The sequence below is a fragment of the Arenimonas composti TR7-09 = DSM 18010 genome (assembly GCF_000426365.1).
Taxonomy (GTDB): Bacteria; Pseudomonadota; Gammaproteobacteria; order Xanthomonadales; family Xanthomonadaceae; genus Arenimonas; species Arenimonas composti.
Map to the genome: position 1 here is coordinate 1 of NZ_AUFF01000010.1, position 14774 is coordinate 14774.

Genomic DNA, 14774 nt, shown 5'->3' on the forward strand with positions numbered 1-14774 from the left:
GACAGGCATCGACGACATCGGCAACTCCAGCAGAAGTTGCAGGATGCTCGCGGCTGCGATGTGTCCGCGCCGTCGCGGCCGCGCGCGCGCGCGGGCCGCGGTTCACCAACATCGCCGCCCGGTGAAGGCCCGACCCCCACCCTCTGTAGGAGCGGCTTCAGCCGCGATGCTCTTCAAAAAAACATCGCGGCTGAAGCCGCTCCTACACCAGGGCATCGCGGCTGAAGCCGCTCCTACACCAGGGCATCGCGGCTGAAGCCGCTCCTACACCAGGGCATCGCGGCTGAAGCCGCTCCTACGCGAGGGCATCGCGGCTGAAGCCGCTCCTACAGGACGAACTGCCGGAACCGCCAGCCCACCGAACAGGTCCTTCGGATCGCGCAGCGCCGGGATCAGCCCGGCCTCGCGGCCCAGGCGCATCTCGGCGGCGACGTCGCGCAGCAGGCGCAGCGCGGAATAGTCCTCGAGCGCGAAGCCCACGCTGTCGAACAGCGTCACTTCGTCCCTGCTGCGGCGACCCGGCGCGGCACCGGTCAGCACCTGCCACAGCTCGGTCACCGCGAAGTCGGCCGGCATCTGCTGCAGCTCGCCTTCGATGCGCGACTGCGGCTCGAACTCGACGAACACGTTCGCGCCCGCGACCACGTCGCGGTGCATCTCGGTCTTGCCGGGGCAATCGCCGCCGACGCCGTTGAGGTGCATGCCGGGCGCGATCATGTCGGGCGTCAGGATGGTCGCATTGGTCTTGTCGGCGGTGACCGTGGTCACGATGTCGGCGCCGCGCACCGCCGCGGCGGTCGAGGCCGCGCGTACGACCTTCAGCGCCGGCGCCGCGACCGCGAGGTTGCGCACCAGCTTCGCGGTCGCCGCCGGGTCGACGTCGAACACGCGCACTTCGGCGATGCCGAGCAGGTGGTGGAAGGCGATCGCCTGGAATTCGCTCTGGGCGCCGTTGCCGATCAGCGCCATCACCCGCGACTCCGGCCGCGCCAGCACCTTCGCGGCGAGCACCGAGGTCGCGGCGGTGCGGATCGCGGTGGTCAGGGTCAGCTCGCTGATCAGCTTCGGCATGCCGGTGGCGACATCGGCGAGCACGCCGAACGCGACCACCGTCGACAGCCCGTGCTTCGTGTTGCCGGGATGGCCGTTGACGTACTTGAAGCTGTACTCGCGGGCGTCGGCGATCGGCATCAGCTCGATCACCCCGAGTTCGGAGTGGGCGGCCGCGCGCGGGGTCTTGTCGAACTCCGGCCAGCGGCGGAAATCCGCGGCCAGGTAGTCGACCAGGCGCCCGGTGAGCGCCGGCAGTCCGCTGCGGGCGACGATCGCGGCGACGTCCTCGACGCCGAGCTGGATGAAGCGGGGAGCGGCGATCTTGTCCATGGCCGCCATTGTCCGGACCCGCCCGCCAGCGCGAAATGCCAATACCGTGCCCCAAACCGCATATCCCTGCCAAAACGCCAACGCATTTTGACGAAATGAACAAGAGCGGCAGAGAATACCCCCCGCGACGAACCGGCCGCCGCCGGCCCACGCCACCCCACCCACGCCGCCTACGCACTACCTCATACGAACTACGAACCACGCATGGACACCATCGACCGCCGCCTCCTCGCCCTCCTCCGCCACGACGCCCGCGCCGCCGTCGCCGACCTCGCGATCGCGCTGGGGGTGTCGCGCGGCACGGTCACCAACCGGATGGCGAAACTGCAGCGCGACGGGGTCATCGCCGGCTACACGGTGCGGCTCGGCGCCGAGGCGGACCCGGACGGGATCCGCGCCTGGACCGCGATCGCGGTGGAGGGCCACCAGCAGCGCGTCGTCCAGGCCCTGCTCGGCGAAGCCGGCATCGCCGCGCTGCACGACACCAACGGCCGCTGGGACCTGCTGGCCGAACTGCGCGTGGGCTCGCTGGCCGAGCTGTCGAAGGTGCTGGAGCGGGTGCGGGCGATCCCCGGGGTCAGCGCCAGCGAGACCTCGGTGCACCTGCACTCCTACCGAACCTGATGGCGCCCCGACCGTAGGAGCGGCTTCAGCCGCGATGCGCTCATGGACGTCCCGGATGGAAAAGCATCGCGGCTGAAGCCGCTCCTACAGCGTGGGTTCCGTAAGGTCGTCAGTGGGCGCCGGCGGGCTTCACCGCCAGGCTCGCCTCGCGCAGGTCGATCTCGCGGAGCAGCGACTGGTGCAGCACATCGTCGATCGTGCCGCTCAGGTGCAGCTGGTAGAGCTCGTCGCGTTCGGCCTGGATCGCTTCCAGGCGCATGCCGCGCTCGATCTTGCGGACCTTGCGCATGTCGCTGCCGTGTTCGCCGCTGGGGTCGCCGTACTCGATGCGGCGGCGGTAGACGTCGAGCACGTGCGCGGCAGCTTCCGAACGCAGGGCCTTGCGCTTCTCGTCGGTGGGTTCGGCGAGCATCGCCTCGATGCGGCGGATCGCCGCTTCGGCGGTGGCGATGCGCACGCGGTCCTCGCTGACCGCATGGCCCGACATCTCCGGCAGGTCGCCGCCGAGGCCGCGGGTCAGCCAGGGCATCAGCAGGCTGGCGATCACCAGCGAGATCAGGATCACGCCCATCGCGATGAAGATCGCCGCATCCCGGCCCGGGAAGGCGCTGCCGTCGGGCAGGGCCAGCGGCAGGGTCAGGATGCCGGCCAGGGTGATCGCGCCGCGCACGCCGGCGGTCGCGGTGACCGCGAGCAGGCGGGTGCGCGGCATCTGCCGGGTCTCGCCGCGCAGGCGGGCACCGAAGACGACGACCCGCAGCGCCGTCCACACCCACGCGAAGCGCAGCAGGCCCAGCACCAGCGTGATCACCAGCGCGATCGCGATCAGGTGCCAGGCCTGCTCCAGGCCGGCCTCGTTCGCGACTCGCGGCAGTTGCCGCAGCATCGGCGGCAGCTGTTCGCCGAGCAGCACGAAGATGATGCCGTTGAGTGCCGTCTGCACGGTGTCCCACACCGCCGTGCGCTGCATGCGCGTCGCCGCCTGCGGGCGGCCGCTCAGTTCGCGGTAGTGCATCGCGATGCCGGCGACCGCAGCGGCGAGGATGCCCGACACGTGCAGGTGTTCGGCCGCGAGGTAGGCCGCGAACGGCATCAGCAGGCTGATCAGGATCTGCGTCGACGGATCCTCGCCGGTCTTGCGGATCAGGAAGCGGTTGGCGAGACCGATCAGCCAGGTGACCGCGACGCCGATCAGCACGCCGCCGCCGCCGACCAGCACGAAGCTGACCGAGGCGTCGGCGACCGAGAACACCCCGGTCATCGCCGCGGCGACCGCGAAGGTGAAGCAGACCAGGCCGGTGGCGTCGTTGAGCAGCGACTCGCCTTCCAGGATGTGCAGTAGGCGCGACGGCATCGGCGCGTTCGCGGTCATCGCCCCGACCGCGACCGGGTCGGTCGGCGACAGGATCGCCGCCAGCGCGAAGGCCACCGCCACCGGGAAGATCGGCACCAGCCAGTGGATGAACCAGCCCATGCCGACGACGGTGAAGACCACCAGGCCGATCGCCAGGGTCAGGATCGGCTTCCAGTCGTGGAAGAAGGCGCCCTTCGGGATACGCCAGCCGTCGAGGAACAGCAGCGGCGGAATGAACAGCAGCAGGAACAGGTGCGGTTCGAAGGCGACCTCGAAACCGAAGGTCGACAGCCCGGCGCCGATCGCGATCTGCAGCAGCGGCAAGGGCAGCCGCCCGTGCAGCAGGCGCGACAGGAAGCTGCTGGCCACCACCGCCAGCAACATCACCAGTACGATCGCTACCTCGGTCATTCCCCTGCCTCCCCGGTCGTCGACCGGGGATTTTGCCAGCCGGCGCACGGGTTCCGGAAATCCGCGCAGCGCACGGGCCGGGCTAGAATCCCGGCCCATGACCGAGACCACCCTGAGCGCCGAGCAGGTCCGCCTGCTCGAGAAGGGCCCCTGGCCCGACTACCCCTTCAATCCGAAGACCTTCGTGCACCCGAACGGGCTCGCCCAGTCCTACCTGGACGAGGGCGAGGGGGATGTCGTGCTGATGCTGCACGGGAACCCCTCGTGGTCCTACCTGTGGCGGCACCTGGTGCTCGGCCTGCGCGACGACTACCGCTGCATCGTGCCGGACCACATCGGCATGGGCCTGAGCGACAAGCCGGCCGACGCCGACTACCAGTACACGCTGCGCAGCCGCATCGCCGACCTCGACCGCCTGGTCGAGTCGCTCGATCTCGGCGACGACATCACCCTGGCGGTGCACGACTGGGGCGGCATGATCGGTTTCGGCTGGGCGCTCAAGCACGCGCACCGCATCAAGCGGCTGGTCATTACGAATACCGCGGCGTTCCCGCTGCCGGCCGCCAGGAAAATGCCGTGGCAGCTGCGCCTGGGCCGCGACTTCTTCTTCGGCGAGTGGCTGATCCGCGGCGCCAACGCCTTCGCCGCCGGCGCCGCGAAGCAGGGCGTGGTCACGCCGATGCCGGAGCCCGTGAAGCAGGCCTTCCTCGCGCCCTACGACAGCTGGGCCAACCGCATCTCGACGGTGCGCTTCGTGCAGGACATTCCGCTGAAGCCCGGCGACCACGCCTGGGACCTGCTCGAGGAGGCCGCGCGCCGCCTGCCGGAGTTCGCCGACCGCCCGACCTACATCGGCTGGGGCCTGCGCGACTTCGTGTTCGACGAGCACTTCCTGAAGGGTTTCACCGACGCGCTGCCGCGCGCCGAGAAACAGGTCTACGACGACGCCGGCCACTACGTGCTGGAGGACAAGCACGCGCATCTGGTGCCGCGCATCCGCGACTTCCTGGACAGGAACCTGCTGTGAACGACGAACCCATCCGCATCGTCGCCGCCGCGATCGCCGACGACGAAGGCCGCACGCTGCTGGTGCGCAAGCGTGGCTCCGACACCTTCATCCAGCCGGGCGGCAAGCGCGAGGCCGGCGAACACGCGCGCGCGACCCTGGAACGCGAACTCGCCGAGGAACTCGGCGTCCGTCTCGAGCCGGCGGCGCTGCGCTTCCTCGGCAGCTACGAGGAAGAGGCCGTGAATGAACGCGACCGCCGCGTGCGCGCCGATGCCTATCTGGTGCGCATCGACGGCGAACCGGTCGCCGGTGCCGAGATCGAGGAGATCCGCTGGCTCGACCCGCTGCCGCCCTACGAGGTGCCGGTGGCGCCGCTGAGCGCGCTGCGCATCCTGCCGGCCCTGCGTGCCGCGCTCTCGGCGCCGGAAGGGCCGGGCGGGGTGAGCACGACCGGTCCGGCGACCGTGGCGGTGGCGGCGGCGCTGTCGCTGGCGAAATGAGCGTCTGCAACATCGCCGCGGCGCTGCCGCGGCTGGCCGCCGAGGCGCCGGACCGCATCGCGATGCGCTGCCCGGGCGGCCGCGGCCGCGGCGGCTTCGCCGCCTACGACGTCAGCCTGAGCTATCGCGAACTCGACCGCCGCTCCGACGCGATCGCCGCCGGCCTCGCGCGCACCGGCATCGTCCGCGGCACCCGCACCGTGGTGATGGTGCGGCCGTCGCCGGAGTTCTTCCTGCTGATGTTCGCCCTGTTCAAGGCCGGCGCGGTACCGGTGCTGGTCGACCCGGGCATCGAGAAAAAGGCGCTCAAGCAGTGCCTGCGCGAGGCCGAGCCGCAGGCTTTCATCGGCATTCCGCTGGCCCAGGCCGCGCGCCTGCTGCTGCGCTGGGCGCGGTCGGCGAAGATCGTCGTCACCGCCGGAAAGCGCTGGTTCTGGGGCGGGCACACGCTCGCCGAGGTCGAGGCCGCCGGCCGCGACGCCGGGCCGCAACTCGCCGATACCGCGCCCGACGACGTCGCCGCGATCCTGTTCACCTCCGGCTCCACCGGCGTGCCGAAGGGCGTGGTCTACCGGCATCGTCACTTCGTCGCCCAGATCGAACTGCTGCGCGAGGCCTTCGGCATCGGCGCCGGCGGCGTCGACCTGCCGACGTTCCCGCCGTTCGCGCTGTTCGACCCGGCGCTCGGGCTGGAGTCGGTCATCCCCGACATGGATCCGACGCGGCCGGCGCGCGCGAACCCGGACAGGCTGCACGACGCGATCGCGCGTTTCGGCGTCGACCAGCTCTTCGGCTCGCCGGCGCTGATGCGCGTGCTGGCGAACGCCGGCCGGCCGCTGCCGACGCTGAAGCGGGTGACATCGGCGGGCGCGCCGGTGCCGGCCGACGTGGTCGCGACGATGCGCCGGCTGCTGCCGGAAGACGCCTCGTTCTGGACGCCCTACGGGGCCACCGAATGCCTGCCGGTCGCGGTGATCGAAGGCCGCGAACTCGAGGCCACGCGGGCGATGACCGAGACCGGCGCCGGCACCTGCGTCGGCCGCCCGGTGTCGCCGAACCTCGTCCGCCTGATCGCCATCACCGACGCCCCCCTCCCCGACTGGTCCGATTCCCTCGTTGTGGGAGCGCCTTCAGGCGCGATGCTTTCTCCGAGCAGCCACGCCCTCCCCCCCATCGTCGGCGAAATCACCGTCGCCGGCCCCACCGTCACCGACGCCTACTTCAACCGCCCGCAGGCCACCGCCGCCGCGAAGATCCGCGAACGCCTGGCCGACGGCAGCGAGCGCATCGTCCACCGCATGGGCGACCTCGGCTGGTTCGACGAACAGGGCCGGCTGTGGTTCTGCGGTCGCAAGTCGCAGCGCGTGCGCGCCGCCGGCGGCGACCTCTACACCGAGCAGGCCGAACCGATCTTCAACACGCATCCGGACGTCGCCCGCAGCGCCCTCGTCGGCGTCGGCGCCGCGGGCGCGCAGCGGCCGGTGCTCTGCGTCGAACTGCGCCCGGGCGTCGGCAAGGACCAGCACGGGCGCATCGTGCAGGAACTGCTGAAGATGGCCTCCGGCCACGTGCACACCGGCGGCATCGAACAGGTGCTGATCCACCCGCGCTTTCCGGTCGACATCCGCCACAACGCCAAGATCGGCCGCGAAAAACTCGCGGCGTGGGCGGCGAAACGCGTGCCGGCGGTGGCGGCGCGGGAAGCGGGCACGTGGGAAGACCGCGACCACCGGTGAGGCCGGTCGTGAACCGTACGAGCAAGGAGATTCCGCAATGAAGGTTCTGGTCACGGGCGGCGCGGGTTTCCTCGGGCGCGGGCTGTGCGCGGCACTGCTGCGCGACGGGCACGAGGTCAGCAGTTTCCAGCGCAGCCATTCGCCGGAGCTCGAGGCGATCGGTGTGCGCCAGATCCGCGGCGACCTCGCCGACGCCGAAGCGGTGCGCAAGGCCTTCGCCGGTCAGGATGCGATCTTCCACAACGCCGCGAAGGCCGGCGCCTGGGGCAGCTACGACGAGTACTTCAGCGCGAACGTCACCGGCACCCGCAACGTCCTGGCGGCGATGCGCGCGCACGGCATCGGCCGGCTCGTCTACACCTCGACGCCGAGCGTGACCCACAGTGGCCGCAATCCGGTCGAAGGCACCGACGAGCGCACGACGCCGCTCGGCAGCCGGTTCAAGGCGCCGTATCCGGCCACCAAGCTGATCGCCGAGAACGAAGTGCTGGCCGCGAACGGCCCCGAGCTGCTCACCGTCGCGCTGCGCCCGCGCCTGATCTGGGGCCCCGGCGACACCCAGCTGCTGCCGCGCCTGGCCGAGCGTGCGCGCGCCGGCCGCCTGCGTTTCATCGACGGCGGCCACAACCGCATGGACACGACCTACATCGACAACGCCGCGCAGGCACATCTCGACGCGTTCGCGGCGCTGCAGCCGGGCGCTGCCTGCGCCGGCAAGGTCTACTTCATCTCCAATGGCGAGCCGCGCGAGGTGCGTCGCATCGTCAACGACCTGCTCGCCGCCGCCGGCGTGCCGCCGGTGACGAAGAACGTCCCGTATCGGGTCGCCTACGCCGCCGGCGCCGTGCTGGAACCGGTGTGGAAGCTGCTGCGCCTGCAGGGCGAGCCGCCGATGACGCGTTTCCTCGCCGAGCAGCTGTCGACGCCGCACTGGTACGACATCTCGGCGGCGCAGCGCGACTTCGGCTATGCACCGAAGGTGAGCATGGACGAGGGGCTGCAGCGGCTGGCCGCCTGGTGGCGGCACCGCAACCCGACCCCGTAGGAGCGGCTTCAGCCGCGATGCTCTTTCCTTGCTCCCTGCTGTCGAACGCATCGCGGCTGAAGCCGCTCCTACAGATGCATCGCGGCTGAAGCCGCTCCTACAGTGGCGGTTGCCGAATGGCGGGCGGTGTTTTCACGCGCACTGCGCATCTCCAACACGCCGGCGCCACGCGCCCTCCCGGAAAGTGGCGCTCGCCGCGGTTTCCGCGGCGAGTCCAAGGAGAGCCGCCATGCTGCATTACGCCCTGATCTTCCTCGTCGTCGCGATCATCGCCGCCGTGCTCGGTTTCGGCGGCCTCGCCGGCACCTTCGCCTGGCTGGCGCAGTTGCTGTTCGTCGTCTTCCTGATCCTCGCGATCATCAGCTTCTTCCGGCGCGCGACGTGAAGCGAGTAACGAGCCGAGAGTAACGAGTAACGAGTGGGAAGCGGCCCGGCATTGCGGGCCGCGACACTCGCTGCTCGTGCGCAGCTCGCGCCGCCACTCGTTCCTCGTTCTTCGTTCCTCGTTTCCCCGTCGTGTGCCCGGCAGCCGGCTAGAATGCCGGCATGGCCACCCCCACGCCCCTCGACTCCCTCAAGCCGCTCGCCGGGCGCGCCCTCGGCGCCGCCCTCAACCGCCTGGTCGCGCTCGATCCGGACACGGTTTCGGCGCTGCGCGGGCTGGAAGGGCAGCGTATCGGCCTGGCGCTGGAGGCGCCGCCGCTGGCGCTCGACATCCGCGTCGTCGACGGCCGCCTCGACGTGGGCCCGCCGACCGATGAACCCGAACTCGGCATCCGCGCGACGCTGTCGGGGGTGCTCTCGCAACTGCCCTTCCTGCGCACGCCCGGCGCGCCGCCGGTCGGCAAGGTGCGCATCAACGGCGACGCCGAACTGGCGCGCCGACTGCAGCAGCTGGCGCAGCGTTTCGATCCCGACTGGGACGAACCTTTCGCCGCCGCGTTCGGCCCGCTGCTCGGCCCGCAGCTCGCGCGCGCACTGCGCGAGGCTCTGAAGACCGGCGCCACCGTCGCGAAGAAGCTCAGCCGGGACGCTGCCGAATACCTCACCGAAGAGACCCGCGACGTCGTCGGCAAGGCCGAGCTCGGCGCCTTCCTCGACGACGTCGACGACCTGCGCGATCGCGTCGAACGCCTGGCCGCGCGCATGGACCGCCTGCAATGATCGGCGCGACCCGGGGTGCCGTGACCGGCGTCCGTGGCAGCTTCCGCGCCCTGCACATCATCCGCGTGCTGCTGCGGCACCGGCTCGACGCGCTGCTCGAAGGCAGCCCGGTCGGGCGCTGGACCTGGCTGTTGCGGCCGCTGACCGGCGGCGGCAGCACCGACCTGCCGCGCGGCGAACGCGTGCGCCTGGCGCTGCAGGAACTCGGGCCGATCTTCGTGAAGTTCGGGCAGATCCTGTCGACGCGCCGCGACCTGCTGCCGCCGGACATCGCCGAGGAACTGTCGCTGCTGCAGGACCGCGTCGCGCCCTTTCCCGGCGAGAAGGCGCGGGCGCGCATCGAGAAGGAACTGGGCCGGCCGATCGCCGAACTCTTCGCCGAATTCGACGAAACGCCGCTGGCCTCGGCCTCGATCGCGCAGGTGCACGCGGCGCGCCTGCACGACGGTCGCGAGGTCGTGGTCAAGGTCCTGCGCCCGGGCATCCGCGCCCGCATCTCCGCCGACATCGCCCTGCTGCGCTCGCTGGCCGCGCTCGCCGCCCAGCATCATCCGTCGGCCGAGAAGATCCGCCCGCAGGACGTCGTCAGCGAGATCGAGACCACGCTGTACGCCGAACTCGACCTGCAGCGCGAGGGCGCCAACGCCAGCCTGATGCGCCGCACCTGGGAAGGCAGCGCCGAGCTCTACGTGCCGGAAGTGTTCTGGACCCACAGCACCGAGGCCGTGCTGACGATGGAGCGCGTGCGCGGCATTCCCTCCGATGCCATCGACCGCCTCGACGCCGCCGGCATCGACCGCAAGGCCCTGGCCGCGCGCGGCGTGCGCGTGTTCTACACGCAGGTCTTCCGCGACAACTTCTTCCACGCCGATGCCCACGCCGGCAACATCTGGGTCGACCCGGCGAATCCGTCGGACCCGCGCTTCATCGCGATCGACTTCGGCATCGTCGGCCAGCTCGACCGCCGCGACCAGTACTACCTGGCCGAGAACTTCATGGCGATCTTCCAGCGCGACTACCGCCGCATCGCCGAACTGCACGTCGAGGCCGGCTGGATGCCGGCGACGACGCGCATCGACGATCTCGAGGCGGCGGTGCGCTCGGTCTGCGAACCCTATTTCACCCGCCCGCTGAGCGAGATTGCGCTCGGCGAGGTGCTGATGAAGCTGTTCAAGGTCGCGCAGCGCTACCAGCTGACGCTGCAGCCGCAGCTGATCCTGCTGCAGAAGACGCTGCTGAACATCGAGGGCATCGGCCGCCTGCTCGATCCGAAACTCGACATCTGGGCCGAGGCGCGGCCGGTGCTCGAACGCATCCTGCGCGAGCGCTACAGCCCGAACACCTTGGCCGCCGAGTTCCGCAAGCGCCTGCCCGAGCTGATCACGCACGCGCCGGACATGCCGGGCCTGCTGCACGCCTTCCTCGCCCAGCAGGTCCGCGGCGAGCACACGCTGAACATGCGCAGCGAGGACCTCGCCGAACTCGCGCGCATCTCGCGAGCCGGCCAGCGGCAGACGGTGTACGCGATCCTCGGTACCGGCCTGATGATCGTCGCCGCGGTGCTGGTCGGGCTGGAGGCGGGCGGGCCGAGGGTGTTCGGCATCCCGGCCGCCGCGGGCATCGCCGCGATCGGTGCGTTCGGGGCGTTTCTCGCGGCTTGGCCGCGGCGGTGAGCGGCCCGCGGCCGGGCGTGATCTTGCGAACCAGCCTGTTGCTGGCGGCCGCAGCTGCACTGGCAGTCGCGCTTCCGCTGGTGCCGCGCTGGCTGGACATCGCCCAGGAAGCCCGCGCCCGGGCGGTGGAAGAGTCCGCGATCCGAATGGCGACGGCGGTCGAGCAGGTGGCCCTGAATCGCGCCTACCTCCGCTGGCTCCAGCAGGCGGATCATGGCCGGAAGTACACGTTCGTGTTCGACGCCTCGTCACTGGTGCTCTGCGAATTCCGTCTCGGCGATGACGGGCCATCGCATCCGGACTGCCCGCGCCCGGACATCCTGGTACTGCGCGACCAGCCGGACGACTGGCTGGTGGACCGTGCCGATCCGGAGCGCCCGCCGCTGCTCCAGCGGCACCTGCTGACCGCGGCGCGCGAACGCTTCCATCAGGCGGATCCGGGCGTCGAGGGCGTGCGCTTCGTCGACGATGGCGAACAGGCCTTCGCGAATGCCTCGGGGAGATCGCTTTGCCCGCCGGCAGACCTCGAATTGAGTGGGCGCCTGCGGCTGAGCCGGGCGGTGATCGCCACCGACCGCGGCATCGCGCTGATGTTCGCGGGCAGCGCCGGGTGCGAGCGCGAGCCGCCGGAGCCGACGATGGTGATGCTGCGCCAGCGCGACGGCGACTGGTGTGTCGCCGCGCAGTGGTTCCGTGGCCTGCGCCGCGACGGCGATTCCTTCGGTGCCCCGGGATGCGGATCCGGCACGGGCGGCGCAGGGTGATGGACGTCCTGTTCGCCGACGACTTCCTCGCGGTCGTCGACAAGCCGGCCGGCCTGATGGTCCACGACAGTGCCCTGGCCCGCGGCGAGACCGACTTCGCCGCCGATCGCCTGCGCGAGCAGTTCGGCCGGCCGATCCACCTCGTGCACCGGCTCGACCGCGCCACCAGCGGCTGCCTGCTGCTGGCCTTCGACCGCGACACCGCCTCGGCGCTCGGCCGCCAGCTGATGGCGCAGGGCTTCGACAAGGACTATCTGGCGATCTGCCGCGGCTGGCCGGAGCCCGCGGCCGGCGTCATCGACCATCCGCTCGACGGTGGCCCCGGCAAGCCGCAGAAGAAGCCGGCGCAGACCGCTTACACGACGCTCGCCACCGCCGAAGTCGACTGGCCGAGCGCGCAGCACCCGACCTCGCGCTACGCGCTGCTGCGCTGCTCGCCGCTGACGGGCCGCTTCCGGCAGATCCGCCGCCACCTCAAGCACATCCACCATCACCTGGTCGGCGACACCAGCCATGGCGACGGCCGCCACAACCTCGCGTTCCGCATGCGCGGCTTGCACCGGATGCTGCTGCATGCGCAGCACCTCGGCTTCACGCATCCCGCCGACGGCCGCCGTGTCGATGTCCACGCGCCAGGCGACGGCGAATGGAACCGGGCGGCGCAGCTGCTGGGATTTCCTACGCCGTGAGTGGAGATCGGCGCTCGCGCGAGCGCGCGCCGACAGTGACAATGGACGCGCGGAAAGGAAGGACAGTGATGCCGGACGACGTCGATCCGTCGCAGCGTTTCCGCATTACCGATGGCCGGTTGCGGTGCAGGTTCCGGCTGCTATCGTCCGCGCCGCACTCCCCCACCCGGATCGCCCCCATGCGCCAGTTCCCGCTCGTTCCGTTGCTCGTCCTGGCGCTGTGCGCCGCCGCCGCGCCCGCCTTCGCCACCGGTGTCGAACCGGCCGATGCCAGCCGCACGCCGCGCACCACCGAGCGGCCCGACGCCGTGCGCGACTCGACGATCATCAGCTCGGAAGCCTTCCTCAGTGGTCATCCGGACATGCGCTGGCGGCTCGCCGGCCTCGAGGCCGAAAAGCTCGGCCGTGCCGGTGACGCGATCACCTATTACCGGCGCGCGGCCCGCTTCGCCGACAAGCCCTCGCAGGGCCTGCTCGCCGAGGCCTACTGGCTGGGCCGCGGGGTCGAGCAGGACCGCGCGCTCGCCTATGCCTGGATGGACCTCGCCGCCGAGCGCGGCTACCCGTTCCTGCTCGCCAAGCGCGAGGCCTACTGGAACGCGCTGAGCGAGGCCGAGCGTGAGCGTGCGCTCGAACTGGGCACGGCCCTCTACGCCGAATACGGCGACGAGGTCGCCAAGCCGCGCATGGAGCAGGTGATGCGCCGCGAGCGGCGCAACGTCACCGGCAGCCGCACCGGCCACGTCGGTGCGCTGACGATCATGATCCCGACGCCGGGCGGTACCCGCACCGTCGATGCCTCGCACTACTACGCCGACAAGTTCTGGAACCCGAACCTCTACTGGCGCTGGCAGGACTACGACTGGAAGAAGCCGGGCATGGGCGTGGTCGAGGTCGGCACCGTGATGACCGACGAGAACGACCCGCGGCTCGAGGCGGAGGACCCGGCGGTCGTCGACTGAACGCCGGGCTTGACTCTTTGTTTTACATCCGTAATCGTTGGGCAATTACGGATGTAAACAGAGAGGGGTGACACCGATGCGCATCGTGATGCTCAGCCGGCTCCTGCCGGTCCTGATGCTGCTGGCCGGCGCCCTGCCGGCGGTGGCGATCGCCGCCAGCGACGCGCTGATCGATCCGGCAGTGCTCGACAGTCCCGCCTTCCTCGCGGGCCATCCCGACCTGCGCTTCCGCCGCGAGGGCTTCGCGGCCTACGACCGCGGCCGCCACCGCAGTGCCGTCGAGGCCTTCCGCAAGGCCGCCCGCTACGCCGACAAACCCTCGCAGGGCATGCTCGCGGAGATGTACGCCAATGGCGACGGCGTGCCGGCCGATCCGGCGCTCGCATGGGCCTGGATGGCGCTCGCCGCCGAGCGCGGGCCGGCCTGGGCGGAGGCGCGCCGCGAGGCCTACCTGGCGCGCGTGCCGGCGTCCGAGCTCGCGCGCGCCGATGCGCTGTTCGCGGAGATGCTGGGCGAATACGGCGACGAGGTCGCGCGCCCGCGGCTGGCGACGCATCTGCGCCGCGCCGCCCGCGGGAACACCGGCAGCCGCGTCGGCGGCTCGGCGCCGCGGCGCGTGCAGCTGGTGTCGGGCGACGGCGTGCGCGAGGTCCGCGATGTCGACTTCGACGATCCGCGCTACTGGGAACCGGAGCGCTACTTCGCGCTGCAGGACGCGGAGTGGGCCCGTTTCCGCGGCGGCGACTGAGCGGCCGGCAGCGGCCGGCGCGCACCGGCGGCGGCCGGCCGGCGATAATGCCACCTCCGCCACCGCCCGGTTCCCGCCTTGGCCAAGCTGTACTTCTACTACTCGGCGATGAACGCCGGTAAGACCACGACGTTGCTGCAGAGCGCGCACAATTACCACGAGCGCGGCATGCGCACGCTGATCCTGACGCCGCGGCTGGACGACCGTTTCGGCGAGGGCGTGGTCGCCTCGCGCATCGGCCTGAAGGCGGCGGGCACGGTGTTCGGTGCGTCCGACGACCTGCACGCGATCGTCGCCGCCGACGTCGCCGCGAACGGCCCGCTGCACTGCGTGCTGGTCGACGAATCGCAGTTCCTGTCGAAGGCGCAGGTCTGGCAGCTCAGCGAGATCGTCGACCGCATGAACATCCCGGTGCTCGCCTACGGCCTGCGCACCGACTTCCGCGGTGAGCTGTTCGAAGGCAGCCAGTACCTGCTGGCCTGGGCCGACAACCTCGTCGAGATCAAGACGATCTGCCACACCGGCCGCAAGGCGACGATGGTGGTGCGCGTCGACGAACACGGCCGCGCGGTCAGCGACGGCCCGCAGGTCGAGATCGGCGGCAACGACCGCTACGTTTCCGTCAGCCGCGGCGAGTTCAAGAAGATCATGGCGGGCGAGGGCCGGATCGAGCCGCAGCAACCGCCGTTGCTCTGACCCCCGCTCTCGCCGT

General features: G+C 70.9%; 15 protein-coding genes. 13 read left to right on the plus strand and 2 right to left on the minus strand.

What is annotated here, in order from left to right:
• Positions 1–264 precede the first annotated feature (264 nt).
• The gene (locus tag K311_RS16710) at positions 265–1383 is read right to left on the minus strand and encodes an ornithine cyclodeaminase (RefSeq protein WP_081683432.1); all 1119 of its coding nucleotides are present in this window, start codon (positions 1381–1383) and stop codon (positions 265–267) included.
• Between the two features lie 204 nt (positions 1384–1587).
• Between K311_RS16710 and K311_RS18945 the strand changes: the two genes are divergently transcribed.
• A complete protein-coding gene (locus K311_RS18945) occupies positions 1588–2007 on the plus strand; it encodes an Lrp/AsnC family transcriptional regulator (protein WP_026817465.1) in 420 nt (139 codons plus the stop codon).
• 109 nt (positions 2008–2116) lie between these two features.
• On the opposite strand, the gene K311_RS0111690 is transcribed toward K311_RS18945, so the two are convergent.
• Positions 2117–3772: a Na+/H+ antiporter gene (locus K311_RS0111690; RefSeq protein ID WP_026817466.1), complete on the minus strand. Its 1656-nt coding sequence runs from the start codon at positions 3770–3772 to the stop codon at positions 2117–2119.
• Positions 3773–3869: 97 nt separating this feature from the next.
• Between K311_RS0111690 and K311_RS0111695 the strand changes: the two genes are divergently transcribed.
• The 12 genes from K311_RS0111695 to K311_RS0111750 all read left to right on the plus strand — a co-directional run bounded on the left by K311_RS0111695 (position 3870) and on the right by K311_RS0111750 (position 14758).
• Entirely contained in the window at positions 3870–4799 is a 930-nt protein-coding gene (locus tag K311_RS0111695; RefSeq protein WP_051240057.1) for an alpha/beta fold hydrolase, read from the plus strand.
• Complete coding sequence (locus tag K311_RS16715) at positions 4796–5281, plus strand: NUDIX hydrolase (RefSeq protein WP_081683433.1); 486 nt, start codon at positions 4796–4798, stop codon at positions 5279–5281. Before K311_RS0111695 ends, K311_RS16715 begins: the two co-directional genes overlap by 4 nt.
• Positions 5278–7017, plus strand: a complete 1740-nt coding sequence (gene oleC / locus K311_RS16720) for an olefin beta-lactone synthetase (protein WP_051240059.1) — start codon at positions 5278–5280, stop codon at positions 7015–7017. The genes K311_RS16715 and oleC overlap by 4 nt, the downstream gene beginning before the upstream one ends.
• 37 nt (positions 7018–7054) lie before the next feature.
• Positions 7055–8062, plus strand: a complete 1008-nt coding sequence (oleD, locus tag K311_RS0111710) for a 2-alkyl-3-oxoalkanoate reductase (RefSeq protein WP_026817468.1) — start codon at positions 7055–7057, stop codon at positions 8060–8062.
• Between the two features lie 229 nt (positions 8063–8291).
• Entirely contained in the window at positions 8292–8447 is a 156-nt protein-coding gene (locus K311_RS18175) for a DUF1328 domain-containing protein (RefSeq protein ID WP_026817469.1), read from the plus strand.
• Between the two features lie 161 nt (positions 8448–8608).
• Positions 8609–9226 carry a ubiquinone biosynthesis accessory factor UbiJ gene (locus K311_RS0111720; protein ID WP_026817470.1) on the plus strand — a complete coding sequence of 206 codons (618 nt, stop codon included), beginning with the start codon at positions 8609–8611 and terminating at the stop codon, positions 9224–9226.
• Positions 9223–10899 carry a ubiquinone biosynthesis regulatory protein kinase UbiB gene (gene ubiB, locus K311_RS0111725; protein WP_043797225.1) on the plus strand — a complete coding sequence of 559 codons (1677 nt, stop codon included), beginning with the start codon at positions 9223–9225 and terminating at the stop codon, positions 10897–10899. Before K311_RS0111720 ends, ubiB begins: the two co-directional genes overlap by 4 nt.
• A gap of 17 nt (positions 10900–10916) precedes the next feature.
• A complete protein-coding gene (locus K311_RS0111730) occupies positions 10917–11663 on the plus strand; it encodes a hypothetical protein (protein WP_154659546.1) in 747 nt (248 codons plus the stop codon).
• A complete protein-coding gene (locus K311_RS0111735) occupies positions 11633–12352 on the plus strand; it encodes a pseudouridine synthase (protein ID WP_026817473.1) in 720 nt (239 codons plus the stop codon). Before K311_RS0111730 ends, K311_RS0111735 begins: the two co-directional genes overlap by 31 nt.
• Positions 12353–12531: 179 nt before the next feature.
• On the plus strand, positions 12532–13314 hold the full coding sequence (locus K311_RS16725; RefSeq protein ID WP_051240061.1) for a tetratricopeptide repeat protein: 783 nt from the start codon (positions 12532–12534) through the stop codon (positions 13312–13314).
• A gap of 88 nt (positions 13315–13402) precedes the next feature.
• Positions 13403–14062: a hypothetical protein gene (locus K311_RS16730; protein ID WP_156106864.1), complete on the plus strand. Its 660-nt coding sequence runs from the start codon at positions 13403–13405 to the stop codon at positions 14060–14062.
• Positions 14063–14140: 78 nt separating this feature from the next.
• A complete protein-coding gene (locus K311_RS0111750; protein WP_026817474.1) occupies positions 14141–14758 on the plus strand; it encodes a thymidine kinase in 618 nt (205 codons plus the stop codon).
• The last annotated feature ends 16 nt before the right edge of the window (positions 14759–14774 follow it).

Bases quoted from the DNA above. Each gene is read 5' to 3' on its own strand.
- K311_RS16710 (WP_081683432.1), bottom strand. From the start codon at position 1,383: ATGGACAAGATCGCCGCTCCCCGCTTCATCCAGCTCGGCGTCGAGGAC.
- K311_RS18945 (WP_026817465.1), top strand. From the start codon at position 1,588: ATGGACACCATCGACCGCCGCCTCCTCGCCCTCCTCCGCCACGACGCC.
- K311_RS0111690 (WP_026817466.1), bottom strand. From the start codon at position 3,772: ATGACCGAGGTAGCGATCGTACTGGTGATGTTGCTGGCGGTGGTGGCC.
- K311_RS0111695 (WP_051240057.1), top strand. From the start codon at position 3,870: ATGACCGAGACCACCCTGAGCGCCGAGCAGGTCCGCCTGCTCGAGAAG.
- oleC (WP_051240059.1), top strand. From the start codon at position 5,278: ATGAGCGTCTGCAACATCGCCGCGGCGCTGCCGCGGCTGGCCGCCGAG.
- oleD (WP_026817468.1), top strand. From the start codon at position 7,055: ATGAAGGTTCTGGTCACGGGCGGCGCGGGTTTCCTCGGGCGCGGGCTG.
- K311_RS18175 (WP_026817469.1), top strand. From the start codon at position 8,292: ATGCTGCATTACGCCCTGATCTTCCTCGTCGTCGCGATCATCGCCGCC.
- K311_RS0111720 (WP_026817470.1), top strand. From the start codon at position 8,609: ATGGCCACCCCCACGCCCCTCGACTCCCTCAAGCCGCTCGCCGGGCGC.
- ubiB (WP_043797225.1), top strand. From the start codon at position 9,223: ATGATCGGCGCGACCCGGGGTGCCGTGACCGGCGTCCGTGGCAGCTTC.
- K311_RS0111735 (WP_026817473.1), top strand. From the start codon at position 11,633: ATGCGGATCCGGCACGGGCGGCGCAGGGTGATGGACGTCCTGTTCGCC.
- K311_RS16725 (WP_051240061.1), top strand. From the start codon at position 12,532: ATGCGCCAGTTCCCGCTCGTTCCGTTGCTCGTCCTGGCGCTGTGCGCC.
- K311_RS16730 (WP_156106864.1), top strand. From the start codon at position 13,403: ATGCTCAGCCGGCTCCTGCCGGTCCTGATGCTGCTGGCCGGCGCCCTG.